The sequence below is a fragment of the Streptomyces sp. NPDC101165 genome (genome assembly GCF_044768135.1).
GTDB lineage: Bacteria > Actinomycetota > Actinomycetes > Streptomycetales > Streptomycetaceae > Streptomyces.
In genome coordinates, this window is sequence record NZ_JBIWPG010000005.1 from 364,401 (window position 1) to 384,787 (window position 20,387).

20 protein-coding genes are annotated in these 20,387 nt (G+C 71.8%); 18 read left to right on the forward strand and 2 right to left on the reverse strand.

Annotated features, from left to right (window positions below):
* Positions 1-26: 26 nt before the first annotated feature.
* The 7 genes from ACIRVH_RS13185 (at position 27) to metK (ending at position 6,387) form a co-directional block, all read left to right on the forward strand.
* Positions 27-1,133, forward strand: a complete 1,107-nt coding sequence (locus ACIRVH_RS13185) for a quinone-dependent dihydroorotate dehydrogenase (RefSeq protein WP_403951728.1) — start codon at positions 27-29, stop codon at positions 1,131-1,133.
* Positions 1,130-1,975: an orotidine-5'-phosphate decarboxylase gene (gene pyrF, locus ACIRVH_RS13190; RefSeq protein ID WP_403951730.1), complete on the forward strand. Its 846-nt coding sequence runs from the start codon at positions 1,130-1,132 to the stop codon at positions 1,973-1,975. The genes ACIRVH_RS13185 and pyrF overlap by 4 nt, the downstream gene beginning before the upstream one ends.
* A gap of 300 nt (positions 1,976-2,275) precedes the next feature.
* Positions 2,276-2,599, forward strand: coding sequence for an integration host factor (locus tag ACIRVH_RS13195; RefSeq protein ID WP_003977346.1), 324 nt, complete (start codon positions 2,276-2,278; stop codon positions 2,597-2,599).
* Positions 2,600-2,659: 60 nt separating this feature from the next.
* Positions 2,660-3,217, forward strand: coding sequence for a guanylate kinase (gmk, locus tag ACIRVH_RS13200; protein ID WP_403951732.1), 558 nt, complete (start codon positions 2,660-2,662; stop codon positions 3,215-3,217).
* Positions 3,218-3,292: 75 nt separating this feature from the next.
* The gene (gene rpoZ, locus ACIRVH_RS13205) at positions 3,293-3,565 is read left to right on the forward strand and encodes a DNA-directed RNA polymerase subunit omega (protein WP_005319902.1); all 273 of its coding nucleotides are present in this window, start codon (positions 3,293-3,295) and stop codon (positions 3,563-3,565) included.
* Positions 3,566-3,702: 137 nt separating this feature from the next.
* Positions 3,703-4,905, forward strand: a complete 1,203-nt coding sequence (gene coaBC / locus ACIRVH_RS13210; RefSeq protein WP_403951735.1) for a bifunctional phosphopantothenoylcysteine decarboxylase/phosphopantothenate--cysteine ligase CoaBC — start codon at positions 3,703-3,705, stop codon at positions 4,903-4,905.
* Positions 4,906-5,178: 273 nt separating this feature from the next.
* Entirely contained in the window at positions 5,179-6,387 is a 1,209-nt protein-coding gene (metK, locus tag ACIRVH_RS13215; RefSeq protein WP_403951737.1) for a methionine adenosyltransferase, read from the forward strand.
* A gap of 66 nt (positions 6,388-6,453) precedes the next feature.
* On the opposite strand, the gene ACIRVH_RS13220 is transcribed toward metK, so the two are convergent.
* On the reverse strand, positions 6,454-7,257 hold the full coding sequence (locus tag ACIRVH_RS13220) for a S1 RNA-binding domain-containing protein (protein ID WP_403951739.1): 804 nt from the start codon (positions 7,255-7,257) through the stop codon (positions 6,454-6,456).
* 57 nt (positions 7,258-7,314) lie between these two features.
* Here ACIRVH_RS13220 and ACIRVH_RS13225 point away from each other — a divergent pair, with 57 nt between their 5' ends.
* Positions 7,315-9,462 (forward strand): primosomal protein N', encoded by a 2,148-nt coding sequence (locus ACIRVH_RS13225; protein ID WP_403951742.1) that lies wholly within the window; start codon positions 7,315-7,317, stop codon positions 9,460-9,462.
* A gap of 88 nt (positions 9,463-9,550) precedes the next feature.
* Here the strand turns inward: ACIRVH_RS13225 and ACIRVH_RS13230 are convergent, their stop codons facing one another.
* Positions 9,551-10,102, reverse strand: coding sequence for a hypothetical protein (locus ACIRVH_RS13230; protein ID WP_403951745.1), 552 nt, complete (start codon positions 10,100-10,102; stop codon positions 9,551-9,553).
* A 305-nt stretch (positions 10,103-10,407) separates the two neighbouring features.
* On the opposite strand from ACIRVH_RS13230, the gene fmt reads away from it, so the two are divergent.
* From fmt to ACIRVH_RS13280, 10 genes are all read left to right on the forward strand, one after another.
* Positions 10,408-11,340, forward strand: a complete 933-nt coding sequence (fmt, locus tag ACIRVH_RS13235; protein ID WP_403951747.1) for a methionyl-tRNA formyltransferase — start codon at positions 10,408-10,410, stop codon at positions 11,338-11,340.
* A gap of 100 nt (positions 11,341-11,440) precedes the next feature.
* Entirely contained in the window at positions 11,441-12,859 is a 1,419-nt protein-coding gene (locus tag ACIRVH_RS13240) for an RsmB/NOP family class I SAM-dependent RNA methyltransferase (protein WP_403951750.1), read from the forward strand.
* Between the two features lie 80 nt (positions 12,860-12,939).
* Complete coding sequence (locus ACIRVH_RS13245; protein WP_403951998.1) at positions 12,940-13,602, forward strand: GAP family protein; 663 nt, start codon at positions 12,940-12,942, stop codon at positions 13,600-13,602.
* A 118-nt stretch (positions 13,603-13,720) separates the two neighbouring features.
* Positions 13,721-14,407, forward strand: a complete 687-nt coding sequence (gene rpe / locus ACIRVH_RS13250) for a ribulose-phosphate 3-epimerase (protein ID WP_403951751.1) — start codon at positions 13,721-13,723, stop codon at positions 14,405-14,407.
* A gap of 90 nt (positions 14,408-14,497) precedes the next feature.
* Entirely contained in the window at positions 14,498-15,541 is a 1,044-nt protein-coding gene (locus ACIRVH_RS13255; RefSeq protein ID WP_403951752.1) for a sugar-binding transcriptional regulator, read from the forward strand.
* A gap of 51 nt (positions 15,542-15,592) precedes the next feature.
* Entirely contained in the window at positions 15,593-16,036 is a 444-nt protein-coding gene (locus ACIRVH_RS13260) for a ribonuclease domain-containing protein (RefSeq protein ID WP_403951754.1), read from the forward strand.
* A complete protein-coding gene (locus tag ACIRVH_RS13265; protein ID WP_403951755.1) occupies positions 16,033-16,362 on the forward strand; it encodes a barstar family protein in 330 nt (109 codons plus the stop codon). Before ACIRVH_RS13260 ends, ACIRVH_RS13265 begins: the two co-directional genes overlap by 4 nt.
* A 132-nt stretch (positions 16,363-16,494) precedes the next feature.
* Complete coding sequence (locus ACIRVH_RS13270; protein WP_403951758.1) at positions 16,495-17,937, forward strand: GuaB1 family IMP dehydrogenase-related protein; 1,443 nt, start codon at positions 16,495-16,497, stop codon at positions 17,935-17,937.
* A gap of 343 nt (positions 17,938-18,280) precedes the next feature.
* Positions 18,281-19,768 carry an amino acid permease gene (locus ACIRVH_RS13275; RefSeq protein WP_403951760.1) on the forward strand — a complete coding sequence of 496 codons (1,488 nt, stop codon included), beginning with the start codon at positions 18,281-18,283 and terminating at the stop codon, positions 19,766-19,768.
* Positions 19,769-19,778: 10 nt separating this feature from the next.
* Positions 19,779-20,231: an Lrp/AsnC family transcriptional regulator gene (locus tag ACIRVH_RS13280; protein WP_030343799.1), complete on the forward strand. Its 453-nt coding sequence runs from the start codon at positions 19,779-19,781 to the stop codon at positions 20,229-20,231.
* Positions 20,232-20,387 lie beyond the last annotated feature (156 nt).

Sequence of the window (20,387 nt, forward strand, 5' to 3'; positions counted from 1 at the left end):
GGTGTCCCCCTCTTCGTGAGGACACCATGTACAAGATCTTTTTCAGTCTCGTCTTCAAGCGCATGGACCCCGAGAAGGCCCACTACCTGGCCTTCCGCTGGATCCGCCTCGCGGTCCGCGTCCCCGTGCTGCGCACTTTCGTCGCGGCCGCCCTCGCGCCCCGCCACAAGGAGCTGCGCACCGAGGCCTTCGGGCTGCGCATGCACGGCCCCTTCGGGCTCGCCGCCGGCTTCGACAAGAACGCCGTGGCCATCGACGGCATGTCCATGCTGGGCTTCGACCACGTCGAGATCGGCACGGTCACCGGTGAGGCGCAGCCCGGCAACCCCAAAAAGCGGCTGTTCCGGCTCGTCGCGGACCGGGCGCTGATCAACCGGATGGGCTTCAACAACGACGGCTCGCTCGCCGTCGCGGCCCGTCTGGCCACGCGCGAGCCCGTCTTCAGGACCGTCGTCGGCGTCAACATCGGCAAGACCAAGGTCGTCCCGGAGGCGGAGGCCGTCGGCGACTACGTGAAGTCGGCCGAGCGCCTCGCGCCGTACGCCGACTACCTCGTCGTGAACGTCTCCTCGCCGAACACGCCGGGCCTGCGCAACCTCCAGGCCACCGAGGTGCTGCGCCCGCTGCTCACCGCCGTTCGCGAGGCCGCGGACCGTACGGTCGCGGGCCGGCGCGTTCCGCTTCTGGTGAAGATCGCCCCGGACCTCGCCGACGAGGACATCGACGCGGTCGCCGACCTGGCCGTGGAGCTGGGTCTGGACGGCATCATCGCCACCAACACCACCATCGCGCGCGAGGGCCTCGGCCTGACATCCGAACCCTCGCTGGTGAAGGAGACCGGCGGACTCTCCGGCGCGCCCCTGAAGGCACGCTCCCTGGAGGTCCTGCGCCGCCTGTACGCGCGCGTGGGCGACCGGATCACCCTGGTGGGCGTCGGCGGCATCGAGACCGCCGAGGACGCCTGGCAGCGCATCCTGGCCGGTGCCACGCTGGTCCAGGGGTACAGCGCCTTCATCTACGAGGGCCCCTTCTGGTGCCGCGCCATCCACAAGGGCCTCGCCGCGCGCCTGCGCACCAGCCCGTACGCCACCCTCGCCGACGCGGTCGGCGCCGACGTGAGGAAGCCCGCATGACCTCGTTCGAGCCCTTCGGTGCCCGGTTGCGCCGCGCGATGGACGAGCGCGGCCCGCTCTGCGTCGGCATCGACCCGCACGCCTCCCTGCTCGCCGAGTGGGGCCTGAACGACGACGTGGCCGGTCTGGAGCGGTTCAGCCGCACGGTCGTCGAGGCGGTGGCCGACCGGGTGGCCGTCATGAAGCCGCAGAGCGCCTTCTTCGAGCGGTTCGGCTCGCGCGGTGTCGCCGTCCTGGAGAAGGCGGTCCAGGAGGCCCGTGCGGCCGGCACCCTGGTCGTGATGGACGCCAAGCGCGGCGACATCGGCTCCACCATGGCCGGGTACGCCGAGGCCTTCCTGCACAAGGACGCGCCGCTGTTCTCCGACGCCCTGACCGTCTCGCCCTACCTCGGCTACGGCTCCCTGAGCCCGGCCGTCGCGCTGGCCCGGGAGAACGGTGCCGGACTGTTCGTCCTGGCCCTCACCTCGAACCCGGAGGGACCGGAGGTCCAGCACGCGGTCCGCGCCGACGGGCGCACCGTGGGCGCGACCATGCTGGCCCACCTCGCCGCCGAGAACGCGGGCGAGGAGCCGCTGGGCTCCTTCGGGGCGGTCGTCGGCGCCACGGTGGGCGACCTGTCCTCCTACGACCTCGACATCAACGGCCCGCTCCTCGCGCCCGGTGTCGGCGCTCAGGGTGCGACGGCGGCCGACCTTCCCGAGGTCTTCGGGTCGGCGGTGCGCAACGTCGTCCCGAACGTCAGCCGGGGCGTGCTGCGACACGGTCCCGACGTCGGGGCGCTGCGCTCGGCCACGGAGCGCTTCGCGGAGGAGATCCGGGCCGCTGTCGGCGCCGGCTGAGATCTCCGCCGGGCGTTCCCATGGACGACACCAGGGCGACTTGAGTGTGAATACATCCTCAAATCGAGGGCAGTATGTCTGAAATGTCCGGCCTGACGGCGGCTGACCAGTACTTTTCCGCTGTTCTCGCTGACTCTGGCGGACTTGCCCGCTAGTCTCCGAGCAGTGGGGGCACCTCCCACGCCGTTTAAGGCAGTGGGGGAGAACGGGCAGCGTGTTGCTCGTAGCTCCCCAGGTGTGGGGCGACTAGGTTCCTCACCGGTCCGTATCCGACAGTTCGACATCCGAGGTGACGTAGGCGTGGCTCTTCCGCCCCTTACCCCTGAACAGCGCGCAGCCGCGCTCGAAAAGGCCGCCGCGGCTCGCCGGGAGCGGGCCGAGGTCAAGAATCGACTCAAGCACTCCGGCGCCTCCCTTCACGAGGTCATCAAGCAGGGCCAGGAGAACGACGTCATCGGCAAGATGAAGGTCTCCGCCCTGCTCGAGTCCCTGCCGGGCGTGGGCAAGGTCCGCGCCAAGCAGATCATGGAGCGTCTGGGCATCTCCGAGAGCCGCCGCGTGCGCGGTCTCGGTTCGAACCAGATCGCGTCCCTGGAGCGTGAGTTCGGCAGCACCGGTTCCTGAGTCCGGCTCCTGCCGGACCGGGCGTCCCGGGCACCCCGGGATTGCTGGAATAATCGCTGCATGAGTGAACGTCCGCGGCTGACCGTGCTCTCCGGCCCTTCGGGGGTCGGCAAGAGCACGGTCGTCGCCCATATGCGCAAGGAACACCCGGAGGTCTGGCTCTCGGTGTCGGCCACCACCCGCAAGCCGCGCCCCGGCGAGCGGCACGGGGTCCACTACTTCTTCGTCACCGACGAGGAGATGGACAAGCTGATCGCCAACGGCGAGCTGCTGGAGTGGGCCGAGTTCGCCGGCAACCGCTACGGAACGCCCCGCGCGGCGGTGCTGGAGCGGCTGGAGAACGGCGAGCCCGTGCTGCTGGAGATCGACCTCCAGGGCGCCCGGCAGGTCCGTGAGTCGATGGCCGACGCCCAGCTGGTGTTCCTGGCTCCTCCCTCCTGGGAGGAGCTGGTGCGCAGGCTCACCGGCCGGGGGACCGAGTCGCCCGAGGTCATCGAGCGCCGCCTGGAGGCGGCCAGGACCGAGCTGGCGGCCGAGCCGGAGTTCGACGTGACCTTGGTCAACACCTCCGTCAGGGACGTGGCGAGCGAGCTGCTAGCCTTGATGGACGTCGTGTGATCGTGACTGCCGTCCACCAGCAGGTGTCGGCCGGTCACACCGACTGAATCTTTCCCATCCATCGGAAGGTAGAGCGTGTCCTCTTCCATCACCGCGCCCGAGGGCATCATCAACCCGCCGATCGACGAGCTTCTCGAGGCCACCGACTCGAAGTACAGCCTCGTGATCTACGCGGCCAAGCGTGCCCGCCAGATCAACGCGTACTACTCGCAGCTCGGTGAGGGTCTCCTCGAGTACGTCGGTCCGCTCGTCGACACCCACGTCCACGAGAAGCCGCTCTCGATCGCCCTGCGCGAGATCAATGCGGGTCTGCTGACCTCCGAGGCCATTGAGGGCCCGGCTCAGTAGTACTTTCAGATCGCAGTTGACTTATCCACAGGCCCGGCAGCACTCCTGCCGGGCCTGTGGTCTGCCGGGGGGCGGGGGTCGTCCCCCGCAGTGATGCAGCATGGACTCGTAGGGTTCCGAGCCGGGGAGAGACGACGGTGGACAAGCCGAAGGTCGTACTGGGGGTCAGTGGCGGCATCGCCGCGTACAAGGCCTGTGAGCTGCTGAGAAGGCTCACGGAATCGGGCCACGACGTGCGCGTGGTGCCCACCGACTCCGCGCTGCACTTCGTCGGGGCCGCCACCTGGTCGGCGCTGTCCGGCAACCCGGTCTCCACCGAGGTCTGGGACGACGTCGACGAGGTCCCGCACGTCCGCATCGGCCAGCACGCCGACCTGGTCGTGGTGGCCCCGGCGACCGCCGACATGCTCGCCAAGGCCGCACACGGCCTCGCCGACGACCTGCTGACCAACACACTGCTCACCGCCCGCTGTCCGGTCGTCTTCGCGCCCGCGATGCACACCGAGATGTGGGAGCACCCCGCCACCCAGGAGAACGTGGCCACGCTGCGCCGCCGCGGCGCCGTCGTGATCGAGCCCGCGGTCGGCCGCCTCACCGGTGTCGACACCGGCAAGGGGCGACTGCCCGACCCGGCGGAGATCTTCGAGGTCTGTCGCCGGGTGCTGGCCCGCGGCGCCACCGAGCCCGACCTCGCGGGCCGCCACCTCGTCGTCTCGGCCGGCGGCACCCGCGAGCCGCTCGACCCGGTTCGCTTCCTCGGCAACCGCTCCTCCGGCAAGCAGGGCTACGCCCTCGCCCGCACGGCCGCGGCGCGTGGCGCCCGGGTGACTCTGATCGCGGCCAACACCGGCCTGCCCGACCCGGCCGGCGTCGACGTCGTCCCGGTGGGCACCGCCGTGCAGATGCGTGAAGCGGTCTTCAAGGCCGCCGCGGACGCCGACGCCGTGGTGATGGCCGCGGCCGTCGCCGACTTCCGCCCCGCGGCCTACGCCGCCGGAAAGATAAAGAAGAAGGACGGCCAGGACCCCGACCCGATCGTCCTGGTGCGGAATCCGGACATTCTCGCCGAGGTTTCGGCCGACCGCGCCCGCCCCGGACAGGTCGTCGTCGGCTTCGCGGCGGAGACGGACGACGTCCTCGCCAACGGCCGCACCAAGCTCGCCCGCAAGGGGTGCGACCTCCTCGTCGTCAACGAGGTGGGGGAGCGCAAGACGTTCGGTTCCGAGGAGAACGAGGCCCTCGTACTGGGCGCCGACGGCAGCGAGACCCCCGTGCCGCACGGTCCGAAGGAGGCCCTCGCGGACATCGTCTGGGACCTCGTGGTCGCCCGTCTCGGATGATCGCGTTCCGCCGTTCGGGGCCCTCCGATTCAGCCGATCGGTGTCTTCCCGCCACATGACATTCCCCACCACAATGTCGGGTGGCGGCCCTGGCCAAGGCCGCTCGGCATTGTGCAGAATGCCCGTGCCGCAGGTCACAGCGCTCCCGAGAGGCGAGACAGGTGGGCCGGTGGCCGAGTGCGACCGATAAACTGTTGTCGGACGACGCCGGGCGCAGCTCCCGCGTGGTCCGCCAATGATCAGCCAGCAGCCGCTGCAACCCCAGGGAGCGTTGTGTCCCGTCGCCTGTTCACCTCGGAGTCCGTGACCGAGGGTCACCCCGACAAGATCGCTGACCAGATCAGCGACACCATTCTCGACGCGCTTCTGCGCGAGGACCCGACCTCCCGGGTCGCGGTCGAGACCCTGATCACCACCGGCCTGGTGCACGTGGCCGGCGAGGTCACGACCAAGGCCTACGCGGACATCGCCACTCTGGTCCGCAACAAGATCCTCGAGATCGGCTACGACTCCTCGAAGAAGGGCTTCGACGGCGCTTCCTGCGGCGTGTCGGTGTCGATCGGCGCCCAGTCCCCGGACATCGCGCAGGGCGTGGACACCGCCTACGAGTCCCGGGTCGAGGGCGACGAGGACGAGCTGGACAAGCAGGGCGCGGGCGACCAGGGCCTGATGTTCGGCTACGCGTCCGACGAGACGCCGACCCTCATGCCGCTGCCGATCTTCCTGGCGCACCGCCTGTCCAAGCGCCTCTCCGAGGTCCGCAAGAACGGGACGATCCCGTACCTGCGTCCGGACGGCAAGACGCAGGTCACCATCGAGTACGACGGCGACAAGGCCGTCCGCCTCGACACCGTGGTCGTCTCCTCGCAGCACGCGTCGGACATCGACCTGGAGTCGCTGCTGGCCCCCGACATCCGTGAGTTCGTCGTCGAGCCCGAGCTGAAGGCGCTCCTGGACGACGGCATCAAGCTGGACACCGAGGGCTACCGTCTGCTGGTCAACCCGACCGGCCGTTTCGAGATCGGCGGCCCGATGGGCGACGCCGGCCTGACCGGCCGCAAGATCATCATCGACACCTACGGCGGCATGGCCCGCCACGGTGGCGGCGCCTTCTCCGGCAAGGACCCGTCCAAGGTGGACCGCTCGGCCGCCTACGCGATGCGCTGGGTCGCCAAGAACGTCGTGGCGGCGGGTCTTGCCTCCCGCTGCGAGGTCCAGGTCGCCTACGCGATCGGCAAGGCCGAGCCGGTCGGTCTGTTCGTGGAGACCTTCGGCACCGCCAAGATCGAGGCCGAGAAGATCGAGAAGGCGATCGACGAGGTCTTCGACCTCCGTCCGGCCGCCATCATCCGCGACCTCGACCTGCTCCGCCCGATCTACTCCCAGACCGCGGCGTACGGCCACTTCGGCCGCGAGCTGCCCGACTTCACCTGGGAGCGCACGGACCGCGTGGACGCCCTGCGCAAGGCCGCCGGGCTGTAAGCCCGCACAGCTCTCTCGCCGAGGCCCGGTCCCCCTTCCGGGGGCCGGGCCTCGGCGTGTGCGCCGTCAGCCGGCCGGCGCCAGCCGGATCCGGCGCAGGACCCGGTCGATCTCCACGATCCTGACCGTCAGCTCCTGCCCCTCGCGCACGGCCCGTCCGTCCAGGTCCGACTCATGGACCAGACCCTCCGCGGCCTCGCCGACCCGGACGAAGACGCCGAAGGGGATCACCTTGGTGACCGGTCCCGTCACGACGTCCCCCGTGCCTGCGGCGAGTGCGTCCCAGGGGTCTTCCTGGAGGGCCTTGAGCGAGACGACCACTTCCCCCTGGTACGTGTCGGTGTCGATCACCTCGCCGGTGACCCGCTGTCCGGGCCGGACCACCTCCTCCGGGTGGTCGATGTGCGACCAGGTCAGCTCGGGGATGCGGACGAAGCCCGTCCCCGGGTAGGCGGGGTGCGCCGGCTCCCCGTCCAGCCGGACGAAGACCCCGAAGTTGTGCACGGCGGCCACCGTGCCCGCGACGACGTCCCCGCGCTGCTTACTGCGCAGATACCGGTACAGGGCCTCGTCCTCGCACGCCTTGGCGGAGAGCGTGACATGGCCGCTCTGCTCGTCGACGCCGAACACCTCGGCGGTGATCCGCTGCCCGACCGACACCACCTCCCCGGGGTCCTCGAACGCGGACCACGAGAGGAGATGCCGCGGGATGCTTCCGGTCGGCGCCTGCGGATCGTCCCCGTCGAGCTGTACGAGCACGTCACCCCGCTCGCCGAAACCGGCCACGGTGCCGGTCCTGACCTCCCCGTCGGGGAGGGCCGCGAGGCGTTCACGGAGGCGTTCGAGCGGGTCGGGAGCTGGTTCGGTCATGGCCGCGAGCCTAGGCACGAGCGCCCGTTGTCGGTGCCGTTTGGTAAGAATGCAAGCGTGAGCAGCGAGAACGGGTCGGGGGACGGCGGTGGCGCAGGGGTGCCGCCGGAGCAGCTCGCGTTCATTCGGGAGAGCGTGCGGGGGGCCAAGGTGCCCCGGGCCAAGCCGCGGACGTGGCGGGGGGCAGCACTGGCCAAGGAGCTGCCCGTCGCCCGGGTGCTCGTGGACAAGGGCGTGCTGCATCTCGACCGGTACTTCGACTACGCCGTGCCGGAGGAGCTGGACGCCGAGGCGCAGCCCGGGGTGCGGGTGCGGGTGCGGTTCGGGGCCGGGCGGCATCGGGTGCGCGAGGGGCGTCGCGAGGGCGGCGGGCTCATCGACGGGTTTCTCGTCGAGAGGCTGGCCGAGTCCGAGTACTCCGGGCCGCTGGCCGCCCTTGCGCAGGTCGTGTCGCCCGAGCCCGTGCTGGGCGAAGAGCTGCTGGGGCTCGCGCGGGCCGTCGCCGACCGCTATGCGGGCAGCCTCGCCGACGTGCTCCAGCTGGCCGTGCCGCCGCGCAGCGCGCGGGCCGAGCAGCGGCCGTCGCCCGCGCCGCAGCCACCGCCGGCCGCGCCCGACACCGGGTCGTGGGCGCGGTACGAGCACGGGGGCGCCTTTCTGGAGTCGCTGGCCTCCGGGGGAGCGCCGAGGGCGGTGTGGAACGCGCTGCCGGGCCCGCTGTGGAGCGAGGAGCTGGCCCGGGCCGTCGCCGCGACGCTCGCCTCGGGACGCGGCGCGCTCGTCGTCGTACCGGACGGCCGGGCCGCCGCGCGGGTCGACGCCGCGCTGACGGCGCTGCTCGGCGAGGGCCGGCACGCCCTGCTCACGGCCGACGCCGGGCCCGAGAAGCGGTACGCGCAGTGGCTCGCGGTGCGGCGCGGGAGCGTGCGGGCCGTGGTCGGGACACGGGCGGCCATGTTCGCTCCCGTGCGGGATCTGGGGCTCGTCGCCATCTGGGACGACGGGGACGACAGCCACAGCGAGCTGCACGCTCCCCAGCCGCATGCACGGGACGTGCTGCTGCTGCGGGCGGCGCTGGACAAGTGCGCCTTTCTGCTGGGCGGTTGGAGCTGCACCGTCGAAGCCGCGCAGCTCGTGGAGAGCGGCTGGGCGCGGCCGCTGGTCGCCGGACGTGAACAGGTACGGCGGGCCGCGCCCCTGGTGCGGACCGTCGGGGACGACGACCTCGCGCGCGACGAGGCCGCCCGCGCCGCCCGGCTGCCCACCCTGGCCTGGCAGGCGGTCCGGGAGGGACTGCGGCACGGACCGGTGCTGGTCCAGGTGCCCCGGCGGGGGTACGTGCCGCGCATGGCCTGTGCCCAGTGCCGGGCGCCCGCCCGCTGCCGGCACTGTTCCGGGCCGCTGGAGGCGCAGGACGCGGGGGCGCTGCGGTGCGGCTGGTGCGGGCGCGAGGAGGCGGCCTGGCACTGCCCCGAGTGCGGGGGCTTCCGGCTGCGCGCCCAGGTGGTCGGGGCGCGCCGGACCGCCGAGGAGCTGGGGCGGGCCTTTCCCGCCGTACCGGTGCGTACGTCGGGGCGTGAGCATGTGCTGGACACCGTGCCCGGCACGCCTGCGCTGGTCGTGAGCACCCCGGGAGCCGAGCCGGTCGCCGAGGGCGGTTACGCGGCCGCCCTGCTGCTGGACGGCTGGGCCATGCTCGGGCGGCCCGACCTGCGGGCCGGTGAGGACGCGCTGCGCCGGTGGATCGCGGCCGGGGCGCTCGTACGGCCGCAGGGGGAGCGGGGGACCGTCGTCGTCGTGGCCGAGCCGACCCTGCGGCCCGTGCAGGCGCTGGTGCGATGGGATCCCGTGGGCCATGCGGTGCGGGAGCTGACGGAGCGCGCCGAACTGGGGTTCCCGCCGGTGTCCCGGATGGCGGCCGTGTCGGGCCGGGCCGAGGCCGTCGCCGAGTTCCTGCGCGCGGTCGAACTACCGGCGGACGCGGAGGTGTTGGGTCCGGTTCCGGTGCCGCCCACGCTCCCCGGGCGACAGCGTAGGCCCGGGGAGCCGCCGCCCGGTGAGCACTGGGAGCGGGCGCTGGTGCGGGTGCCGCCGGGGAGCGGGGCCGCGCTGGCCGCCGCCCTGAAGACGGCTCAGGCCGCGCGGATGGCGCGGGGCGGAGAGGAACCGGTGCGGGTGCGGATCGATCCGCCGGACATCGGGTGACCCTGCCGACGGGGGTGCTGCGGCCCGGCATACGGCTGCCCTCCCCGAGGCCGCCCGGGAGGGCAGGGTGAGGGCGTCGGCCGTCGCGTCAACCGTTGCGCGGGCCGGGGAAGGCCGTCGGCCTGGCGTCGTCGCGCAGCGTCGGGCTGCCCGCGGTCGGCTGGGTCGGCATGGAGCGGGCCGCGGGCACCGTCGGCACCGCGGGCAGGCTGGGCAGGCCGGCGCTCACGTCGAGCGTGCGGGTGCCGGACGGCTCTGTCGACCGCTCGGTCTCGGCCGCCGCCTGGGCCGCGGCGCGGCGGGCGCCGTAACGGCGGTGCACCGCCTGCTTGGTGACTCCGAGCGCAGAGCCCACGGCGTCCCAGGAGAAGCCGAGTGAGCGGTCGAAGTCCACGGCGGCCGTGACCAGGGTTTCGACACTGTCGCGGAGTTCCTGGGCGAGGCGGACCGTCGGGGCGGGGGCGCGTCCGTAGACGACGAAGCCCGTGGAGGGGCCGGAGCGGCGCGGGCGGTAGACGTTGCCCAACTGGGCGGTCAGCGTGCGCAGTGCGTCCACCTGCCGGCGGACCCGCTCGATGTCCCGCACCAGCAAGTGCAGGCTGGCCCGGGCCTGGGCGTCGTGGGTTGCGTGGTCGGCCATGAACAAGCCTCTCGAACCGGCGTTGAAAGGAACCGGGCCGCCGAAGCGGCCCGAGGTGGTCAACTCTTTCTTGACCAACGCGTTTACGCTCCGCTGGTCACGGGGTGGGGGCGTACGGGCATATGCGTACGCCTATCTCCCACCCGCGCACCCCCCCGTTTCCAGTTGGCGTAGAGGCCGGGCAACCGGTGGGGGTGCCCGGCGTCGCCGGGCTTCCGTTCGCGGTCGGCGGCTCCTCGTCGTAGACGTCGTCATAGACTTGTGCGTTGCCCGTCCGCCCCCGCCCGAGAGGCCCCAACCCACCCATGAAGCTCGTCTTCGCCGGTACCCCCGAGGTCGCCGTTCCCGCTCTGGACGCTCTCATCGCCTCCGGGCGGCACGAGGTGGCCGCCGTCGTCACGCGGCCCGACGCGCCGGCCGGGCGGGGGCGCAGGCTGGTCGCGTCGCCCGTGGCCGAACGGGCGGAAGAGGCCGGGATCGAGGTGCTGAAGCCGGTCAGGCCCAGGGACCCGGAATTCCTGGAGCGGCTGCGGGAGATCGGCCCGGACTGCTGCCCCGTCGTCGCCTACGGCGCCCTGCTGCCCAAGGTGGCTCTGGACGTCCCGGCGCAGGGCTGGGTCAACCTGCACTTCTCGCTGCTGCCCGCCTGGCGCGGTGCAGCCCCGGTGCAGCACTCCATCATGGCGGGCGACGAGATCACCGGCGCCTCCACCTTCCTCATCGAGGAGGGGCTCGACTCGGGTCCGGTGTACGGCACCGTCACCGAGGAGATCCGGGCCACCGACACCAGCGGGGATCTGCTCACCCGGCTCGCGTTCGCGGGTGCCGGGCTGCTCGCCGCGACCATGGACGGCATCGAGGACGGCACGCTGAAGGCCGTACCGCAGCCGGGGGAGGGCATCACCCTCGCGCCGAAGATCACCGTCGAGGACGCCCAGGTGGACTGGGCCACGCCCGCGCTGCGGGTCGACCGGGTGGTCCGCGGCTGCACGCCGGCGCCCGGCGCCTGGACCACCTTCCGCGCCGAGCGGCTCAAGCTCATCCAGGTCACGCCCGTGCCCGAGCGCACCGACCTCGCCCCGGGGCAGCTCGTGGTCGGCAAGAACAGCGTGCACGTGGGCACCGGGTCGTACGCCGTCGAGCTGCTGTGGGTGCAGGCGCAGGGCAAGAAGCCGATGCGGGCCGCCGACTGGGCCCGCGGGGTGCGCATCGCCGAGGGCGAGCGGCTCGGCAGCTGAGGCCCCCGCACCTGAGCCGGGGCCCGGAAGGCGGGGGTGGCGGTGTCCCGACGTACGCTGGGAATCGCACCCCCTTCTTCACATCCGGAGCACCTTTTTCGTGAGCGAGCAGTCCCGGCGGCCGCACAGGCCCGCAAAGCCCTACCGTCGTCCCCAGAAGGACCCCGTCCGCATCATCGCCTTCGAGGCGCTGCGCGCGGTGGACGAGCGGGACGCCTATGCCAACCTCGTGCTGCCGCCGCTGCTGCGCAAGGCACGGGAGAAGGGCGACTTCGACGCGCGGGACGCCGCCCTCGCCACCGAGCTGGTGTACGGGACGCTGCGCCGGCAGGGGACGTACGACGCCGTCATCGCCGCCTGTGTCGACCGGCCGCTCAGGGAGGTCGACCCGCCGGTGCTCGACGTGCTGAGCCTCGGTGTCCACCAGCTGCTCGGGACGCGGATTCCCACGCACGCGGCCGTGTCCGCCTCCGTGGAGCTGGCGCGTGTGGTGCTCGGGGACGGGCGGGCCAAGTTCGTCAACGCCGTACTGCGCAAGGTCGCGCAGGACGACCTCGACGGGTGGCTGGAGAAGGTCGCGCCGCCCTATGACAAGGATCCCGAGGACCACCTCGCCGTGGTGCACTCGCACCCCCGCTGGGTCGTCTCGGCGCTGTGGGACTCCCTCGGCGGCGGGCGGGCCGGGATCGAGGATCTGCTGGAGGCCGACAACGAGCGGCCCGAGGTGACCCTCGTGGCGCGGCCCGGGCGGGCCACCACCGAGGAGCTGCTCCGCGAGGACGCCGCCGTGCCGGGGCGCTGGTCCCCGTACGCCGTGCGGCTCACCGAGGGCGGTGAGCCGGGTGCCGTCGAGGCCGTGCGCGACGGACGGGCCGGTGTGCAGGACGAGGGCAGTCAGCTGGTCGCCCTCGCGCTGGCCAACGCCCCGGTCGACGGTCCCGACGAGAAGTGGCTCGACGGCTGCGCCGGTCCCGGTGGCAAGGCCGCGCTGCTGGGCGCCCTCGCCGCCGAACGCGGGGCCACGCTGCTCGCCTCCGAGAAGCAGCCGCACCGCGCCGGTCTGGTGGCGAAGGCCCTGCACGGAAACCCCGGGCCCTACCAGGTCATCGCCGCCGACGGGACCCGGCCGCCGTGGCGGCCCGGCACCTTCGACCGCGTCCTGATGGACGTCCCGTGCACCGGGCTCGGCGCCCTGCGGCGGCGCCCCGAGGCCCGGTGGCGGCGGCGCCCCGAGGACCTGGACAACTTCGCGCCGCTCCAGCGCGCCCTGCTGCGCACCGCGCTGGACTCGGTGCGCGTCGGCGGGGTCGTCGGCTACGCCACCTGCTCGCCGCACCTCGCCGAGACCCGGGCGGTCGTCTCCGACGTGCTCAAGCAGTACCCGGAGGCCGAGCTGATCGACGCCCGGCCGCTGCTCGCCGACGTTCCCATGCTCGGTGAGGGACCGGACGTGCAACTGTGGCCGCATCTGCACGGCACCGACGCGATGTACCTGGCGCTCATCCGGCGCACCGGCTGACACCACCGGTGGCCGCCGCCGGGAGGTGCGGTCGGCCGCCTCCGCTTACGCTCGGGATGTCCCGACACGGTGGGGTCGCCATGGTCCTCGATCTGCTGCTGATCGCCCTTGCCATCACGCTCGATCCGCTGCCGCTCACCGCGTTCGTCCTGGTGGTGGCTTCGGCGAAGGGCGTGTGGAAGGGACTCGTCTTCATCCTGAGCTGGCTGGCGTGCCTGGTCGTGGTGATCGCCCTGGTCCTGGCTCTGACCGGCGGACACCCTCCGGAACCGAGATCGGCGCCGTCGACGGCCGCGCTCGCGGCGAAGCTGGCGATCGGGGTGGGACTCGTCGTCTACGGCGAACGCCGACGCCGCCGGATGGTCGCCGAACGCGGCCACCAGCGCCCGCCGGAGCAGCCGAGCCTGACGTCCGAACTCGACCGCACCACGGTGTGGACCTCGGCGGGCCTGGCCGTGCTGCTGCAGCCCTGGGGCATGGTCGCCGCGGGAGCGACGACGGTGGTGTCCGCGGACCTGTCCCACCCGGTGACCTGGCTCGTCCTCTTCGCCTTCTGTCTGCTCGCCACGGCGAGTCTGCTGGCCATCGAGCTGTACGTCGTGTTCGTGCCGGACAAGGCCAAGCCGCGGCTGCTCCGGCTGCGTGCCTGGATGAAGGGCCACCAGCAGCAGGCGATCGTGATCCTCTGTCTGGGCCTCGGACTCTGGCTCACCGGGAGGAGCATCTACCAGCTCACCGCGTGAAACACACCCGCGGGCCGGTCGTCCACAGGCGCCCGCATACGGTCCTACAAGTGTGACGAACGGTCTCGGCTGTGGACCGGCGCGAACATCAGTGCCCCGGACATGGCAGGCTTGGGTCATGGCCGCGCAGATCAACCCCAGCATCCTTTCCGCCGACTTCGCCCGCCTCGCGGACGAGGCGAAGGCGGTCGAGGGAGCCGACTGGCTCCACGTCGACGTCATGGACAACCATTTCGTCCCCAACCTCACGCTCGGCGTGCCGGTCGTGGAGTCCCTGGCCCGTGCGACAGGCACCCCGCTGGACTGCCACCTGATGATCGAGAACCCCGATCGCTGGGCGCCCCAGTACGTCGAGGCGGGTGCCTCGTCGGTCACCTTCCACGTGGAGGCGGCGGCCGCCCCCGTGCGGCTCGCCCGGGAGATCCGCGCCAAGGGCGCCCGCGCCTCCATGGCGCTGAAGCCCGCCACGCCGATCGAGCCGTACGAGGACCTCCTCCCGGAGCTCGACATGCTGCTGATCATGACGGTCGAGCCCGGCTTCGGCGGCCAGGCCTTTCTCGACATCATGCTGCCCAAGATCCGCCGCACCCGTGAGCTGATCGGCAAGCACGGCCTCCAGCTGTGGCTGCAGGTCGACGGCGGGGTGTCGGCGTCCACGATCGAGCGGTGCGCGGACGCGGGGGCGGACGTCTTCGTCGCCGGTTCGGCTGTTTACGGGGCCGAGGACCCGGCAGAGGCGGTGCGGGCGCTGCGCGCCCAGGCGGATTCCGCGACCGCCAAGGCCTCCTGGGCATGCGACCACTGAGCCACGGCTGCGTGAACGGTTAAGTGCTCGGCGCCCTTCAGGGCAGATCAGTTCCGCCGAATCTGCAAGGATGAACGGCGAATCCAGAGTGTGAACAGCAGTGAGGAGATCGCCGTGTCGGGTATGTCGGCGGGCCGGTCAGCCATGCGGATGGGACCCGCTGAGCTGGTGCAGGCGGCGGCCATGGCCCGCCGCTTCTACCTCGAGGGGAAGTCCAAGATCCAGATCGCGGAGGAGTTCGGCGTCAGCCGCTTCAAAGTGGCCCGGGTCCTGGAGACCGCCCTCGAACGGGATCTCGTACGCATCGAGATCCGCGTGCCGGCCGAACTGGACGCCGAGCGCTCCGACGCGCTCCGTGCCCGGTACGGCCTGAGGCACGCCGTCGTGGTCGAGTCCCCGGCCGAGGCCGAGGAGACCCCCGACCCCGAGAACCTCGGCGAGGTCGCCGCCGACCTGCTCGGCGAGCTCGTCAACGAAGGGGACGTGCTGGGGCTGGCCTGGGGCCGGTCCACCATCCACATGGCAGCGGCGCTCGACCGGCTGCCGCCGTGCACGGTGGTGCAGCTGACGGGCGTGTACGACGCCGGGACGTCCGAGCGCGGCTCGGTCGAGGCGGTGCGGCGTGCCGCGCAGGTCTCGGGCGGTGACGCGCACCCCATCTACGCGCCGATGCTGCTGCCGGACGCGGCCACCGCGACCGCGCTGCGCAGCCAGACCGGGATCGCCCGGGCCTACGAGTACTTCGACAAGGTCACGGTCGCCTGCGTCTCCATCGGCTCCTGGGAGCCGGGCATCTCGACGGTGCACGACATGCTCAGCGACGAGGAGCGCGCGCACTACGCCTCGCTCGGTGTCGCCGCCGAGATGGCCGCGCACCTCTTCGATGCCGACGGGCGTCGGGTCGGACGGGACCTGGGGGAGCGGTGCATCACGGTCAAGGCCGACCAGCTCCGCCGTATCCCCGAGGTCGTGGCGATCGCCGGCGGGCAGCGCAAGGCCTCCGCGATCGACGCGGTACTGCGCTCGGGGCTGGTCACCAGCCTGGTGACGGACACCTCGGCCGCCGACTACCTGATGACGGCGGGGCCGACGCCGAAGCCCGCGCTCAGCCGCGCGGACCCGGACGGGGTCTGACGGCGGGTCGTGGCGACGCCGTTACGGGACGGCCGTGGCAGCATCCTCGGCATGCTGCTGCGGTTCGTCCCCTCGCCGTTCTCCCGGCGCGTGCCGCGCGCGCTCGCCGGGCTGTCGGTCTGTCTCTGCGTGCTGCTCTCCGTCCTGCTGACGGGCTGCTCGTCGGGCACGAGCACCGCGACGGCCTCGGGCGCCTCGACCCCCGCGTGGGCCCAGGGCATGGGCACCGTCCAGGCGTCCCGGCTGCCGGCCGAGGCCCGGCAGACCCTCGCCCTGATCGACAAGGGCGGGCCCTTCCCGTTCGCCAGGGACGGGGTCGTCTTCGGCAACTTCGAGGGGCTGCTGCCCCGGCATCAGCGCGGCTACTACCACGAGTACACGGTGAGGACTCCCGGCTCGCACGACCGCGGGGCGCGGCGCATCGTCACCGGGCAGGGCGGGGAGACGTACTACACCGATGATCACTACAACTCGTTCCGGGCGGTGCTGAGATGAGCGAAGACCTGGCGGGCCGGCTCACGGTCACCCTCGACCTCGGGGGTGTCACGGACAAGGCGGGCCTGATGGACCGCACGGTCCGGGCCCTGGCGCTGCCCGACTGGTTCGGCCGCAACTGGGACGCGCTGGTGGACTCCCTCTCCGACCACACCGTCTGGCCCGAGGGCGCCGTCGAGCAGGGACTGCTGGTCGTCGTACGGGACTGGCGGCCCTACGCCGAGGCGAACCCGGGCGAGTGGCGGACCGCGCAGGACGTGTTCGCCGAGGCGGTGGACCGCACCCCCGCGCTCGCCGTCGTCCTGGCCCTTGGAGGATCCTCCTAGACCCGCCCCGAGCAGCCTGGACGTTCTGTGGGGGCATGGCGGGCCCCCGTCATGGGAGAATGAAGTACGTGCTCTTTTCCCCCTGGCGCACCCGTCGGGGGGTCACCTCTGATCGACTGGGATGTGCGGCACGTGCGTTTCCTCAATGACATCCAGCCCGCGTACGACCTGACGTACGACGACGTGTTCATGGTGCCCAGCCGCTCCGCGGTGGGCTCGCGTCAGGGCGTGGACCTCTCCTCGCCCGACGGCACGGGCACCACCATCCCGCTCGTCGTCGCCAACATGACCGCCATCGCCGGCCGCCGCATGGCCGAGACGGTCGCCCGGCGCGGCGGCCTGGTGGTCATCCCGCAGGACATCCCGATCGACGTGGTCACCGAGGTCATCACCTGGGTGAAGAGCCGCCACCTGGTGCTGGACACCCCGATCGTGCTGGCCCCGCACCAGACCGTCGCCGACGCCCTGGCCCTGCTGCCCAAGCGGGCGCACAACGCCGGTGTGGTCGTCGACGGGGACCACCGGCCCGTCGGTGTCGTCACCGACGCGGACCTGAGCGGTGTGGACCGCTTCACCCAGCTCGAAGTGGTCATGTCCAAGGACCTGCTGCTGCTCGACGCGGACATCGACCCGCACGAGGCCTTCGCCACCCTGGACACGCACAACCGCCGCTACGCCCCGGCCGTCGACAAGGACGGCAGGCTCGCGGGCATCCTGACCCGCAAGGGCGCCCTGCGCGCCACGCTGTACTCGCCGGCCACCGACGCCGAGGGCAAGCTGCGCATAGCCGCCGCCGTCGGCATCAACGGAGACTTCGCGGGCAAGGCCAAGCAGCTGCTCGACGCGGGCGTGGACACGCTCGTCATCGACACCGCGCACGGCCACCAGGAGTCGATGATCAGCGCGATCAAGCAGGTGCGCGCCCTCGACCCGCAGGTGCCGATCGTCGCGGGCAACATCGTCTCCGCCGAGGGCGTCAAGGACCTGATCGACGCGGGCGCGGACATCATCAAGGTCGGTGTCGGCCCGGGCGCCATGTGCACCACCCGCATGATGACCGGCGTGGGCCGCCCGCAGTTCTCGGCCATCCTGGAGTGTGCCGCCGAGGCGAAGAAGTACGGCAAGCACGTGTGGGCCGACGGCGGTGTCCGGCACCCGCGCGACGTGGCCATGGCCCTCGCGGCCGGCGCGTCCAACGTGATGGTCGGCTCCTGGTTCGCGGGCACCTTCGAGTCCCCGGGCGACCTCCAGCAGGACGCGGGCGGACGTCTGTACAAGGAGTCGTTCGGTATGGCCTCCGCGCGCGCGGTGAGCAACCGTACGTCCGAGGAGTCGGCCTACGACCGCGCCCGCAAGGCGCTGTTCGAGGAGGGCATCTCCACCTCCCGGATGTTCCTCGACCCGGCGCGCCCGGGCGTCGAGGACCTGATCGACTCGATCATCGCGGGCGTCCGCTCCTCCTGCACCTACGCGGGTGCCGGCTCCCTGGAGGAGTTCGCCGAGAAGGCCATCGTCGGCATCCAGAGCGCCGCCGGCTACGCCGAGGGCAAGCCGCTGCACGCCAGCTGGAGCTGACCCCGACTCCCTTCCCCGCGGCCCCCGTTGTTCCCTTCCCGGGAACGGTGGGGGCCGTCTGCGTGCCCGCGGTCACGGGGGCCGGAAGAGGGTGCACCGTGGGGCCGGCGGGGTGCCCGTGCAACGGTCCACAGCCCACGCGCAACGATTTGTCATACCGGCCTGATGAACGCAATGATCATGCGGGGATGCGCAAGGTTGCTGCATTACGCCCGTTAAGGCCCGCCTCATAGGGTGCTGCGCTGTACGTGGTGTGGCGGGGACTCCGCTCGGTGGGTTCCTGCCCTGCAGGCCCCTGCCGGTCCCCGCCCGTCCTGACCGGCATCGAACAAGGAGCCAGCGCGTGCTCGACCAAGGCGCACCCCCGCAGAACCACAGAACGGCCGCCCCCGCGTCCCTGGGCGTCGCCGCGCGCCTCATGCGTCGCAAGCCGGTGGAACACCTGGTCGCGGAGGGCGGCCAGGGTGAGGGAGGGCAGCTGAAGCGCTCTCTCGGGCTGTGGCAGCTGACCATGATCAGCATCGGTGCCACCCTCGGCACCGGCATCTTCGTCGTCCTCGGCGACGCCGTCCCGGAGGCCGGTCCCGCGGTCACCCTGGCCTTCGTGATCGCCGGTCTCACGGCTCTCTTCTCGGCCCTGTCGTACGCCGAGCTGGCGGGCAGCATCCCGGTCGCCGGCTCCTCCTACTCGTATGCGTACGCAACGCTGGGCGAACTGGTCGCCTGGGTCTGCGGCTGGTGCCTGGTGCTGGAGTACGGGGTGTCGGTGGCCGCCGTCGCCGTCGGCTGGGGCGAGTACCTCAACGAGCTGCTCGACGGCACCATCGGTGTCACCATCCCGAACGCCCTGTCCTCGGCCCCGGGCGAGGGCGGCATCATCAACCTGCCCGCCCTGATCGTCGTCCTCCTGGCGATGGTGTTCCTGCTCGGTGGCGCGCGTGAGTCCGCCCGCGCCAACACGATCATGGTCTGCGTGAAGATCGCCGCCCTCGTGCTGTTCTGCGCGATCGGTTTCATGGGCTTCAAGTCCGGCAACTACGCCGACTTCATGCCGCTCGGCATGTCCGGGGTCAGCGCCGCCGGTGCCACGCTGTTCTTCTCGTACATCGGCTTCGACGCCGCCTCCACCGCCGGTGAGGAGGCGAAGAACCCCAAGCGGGACCTGCCGCGGGCGATCATGCTGTCGCTGATCATCGTGACCGCGCTGTACGTGCTCGTCGCGGGCGTCGCCGTGGGTGCCTGGAACTGGAAGAAGTTCGACGGCTCGGAGGCCACCCTCGCCGCGATCATGAACGATGTCAGCGGCCAGCACTTCTGGGGCACCCTGCTGGCGCTGGGCGCGGTCATCTCCATCGCGAGCGTGGTGCTCACCGTGCTCTACGGCCAGACCCGCATCCTCTTCGCGATGTCCCGCGACGGCCTGGTGCCGAGGGCGCTCGGCAAGGTCCACCCGAAGACCGGGGCTCCCCGCCTCAACACGGTGCTCGTGTCCCTCTTCTGCGGTGTGCTCGCCGCCCTCATCCCGCTGGGCAAGCTCGTCGACGCCACCAGCATCGGCACGCTGTTCGCCTTCGCCCTGGTCAACATCGCGGTCATCGTCCTGCGCTACAAGCGGCCGGAGCTGGAGCGCACGTTCAGGGTGCCGTTCGGCCCGGTCCTGCCGGTGCTGGGCTTCCTGTTCTGCGCGTACAACATGTTCAGCCTCGACACCGTCACCTGGGTCGTCTTCGGGTGCTGGATGGCCGCCGGGCTCGTGTTCTACTTCCTGTACGGCTACCGCCGTTCCCGTCTCGCGACGCAGGAAGCTCCTGCGACACAAGAAGTGAAGTGAACCACCCCCTGTGCTGAACGATCTCGACGAACGCATCGTGCACGCCCTCGCCGAGGACGCCCGCCGTTCCTATGCGGACATCGGGCAGATGGTCGGCCTGTCCGCGCCCGCCGTGAAGCGGCGCGTGGACCGGCTGCGGGCCACCGGGGCCATCACCGGATTCACCGTCCGGGTGGATCCGGCGGCGCTCGGCTGGGAGACCGAGGGGTACATCGAGATCTACTGCCGGCGCAACACCTCGCCGGAGACCATTCAGCGGGGCCTGGAGCGGTACCAGGAGGTCGTGGCCGCGTCGACCGTCACCGGCGACGCGGACGCGATCGCGCAGGTCTTCGCGTCCGACATGCGTCACTTCGAGCGGGTGCTGGAGCGGATCGCCGGCGAGCCGTTCGTCGAGCGGACCAAGTCGGTGCTGGTGCTTTCGCCGTTGCTGCGCCGGTTCTCGTCAGGTGCGCCGGGGTAGGAGCGGATTCCGGCTAGGGGCGCTCTGCCGGATGTCGAGTACGGGCCGTATGGGGTTGGGGGGGGCGGGGGCACCCCCGCCCGGCCCGCGGCCGGGGCGGGCGGGGTCCGACCAACCAAAAACCCCCCCCCCCCCCCCGCCCACCCCCCCCCCCAC

Excerpts from the sequence above, each read along its gene's own strand:
- ACIRVH_RS13185 (WP_403951728.1), top strand. The coding sequence starts at position 27 with ATGTACAAGATCTTTTTCAGTCTCGTCTTCAAGCGCATGGACCCCGAG.
- pyrF (WP_403951730.1), top strand. The coding sequence starts at position 1,130 with ATGACCTCGTTCGAGCCCTTCGGTGCCCGGTTGCGCCGCGCGATGGAC.
- gmk (WP_403951732.1), top strand. The coding sequence starts at position 2,660 with ATGAGTGAACGTCCGCGGCTGACCGTGCTCTCCGGCCCTTCGGGGGTC.
- ACIRVH_RS13220 (WP_403951739.1), bottom strand. The coding sequence starts at position 7,257 with ATGACCGAACCAGCTCCCGACCCGCTCGAACGCCTCCGTGAACGCCTC.
- ACIRVH_RS13230 (WP_403951745.1), bottom strand. The coding sequence starts at position 10,102 with ATGGCCGACCACGCAACCCACGACGCCCAGGCCCGGGCCAGCCTGCAC.
- fmt (WP_403951747.1), top strand. The coding sequence starts at position 10,408 with ATGAAGCTCGTCTTCGCCGGTACCCCCGAGGTCGCCGTTCCCGCTCTG.
- ACIRVH_RS13245 (WP_403951998.1), top strand. The coding sequence starts at position 12,940 with ATGGTCCTCGATCTGCTGCTGATCGCCCTTGCCATCACGCTCGATCCG.
- rpe (WP_403951751.1), top strand. The coding sequence starts at position 13,721 with ATGGCCGCGCAGATCAACCCCAGCATCCTTTCCGCCGACTTCGCCCGC.
- ACIRVH_RS13260 (WP_403951754.1), top strand. The coding sequence starts at position 15,593 with ATGCTGCTGCGGTTCGTCCCCTCGCCGTTCTCCCGGCGCGTGCCGCGC.
- ACIRVH_RS13265 (WP_403951755.1), top strand. The coding sequence starts at position 16,033 with ATGAGCGAAGACCTGGCGGGCCGGCTCACGGTCACCCTCGACCTCGGG.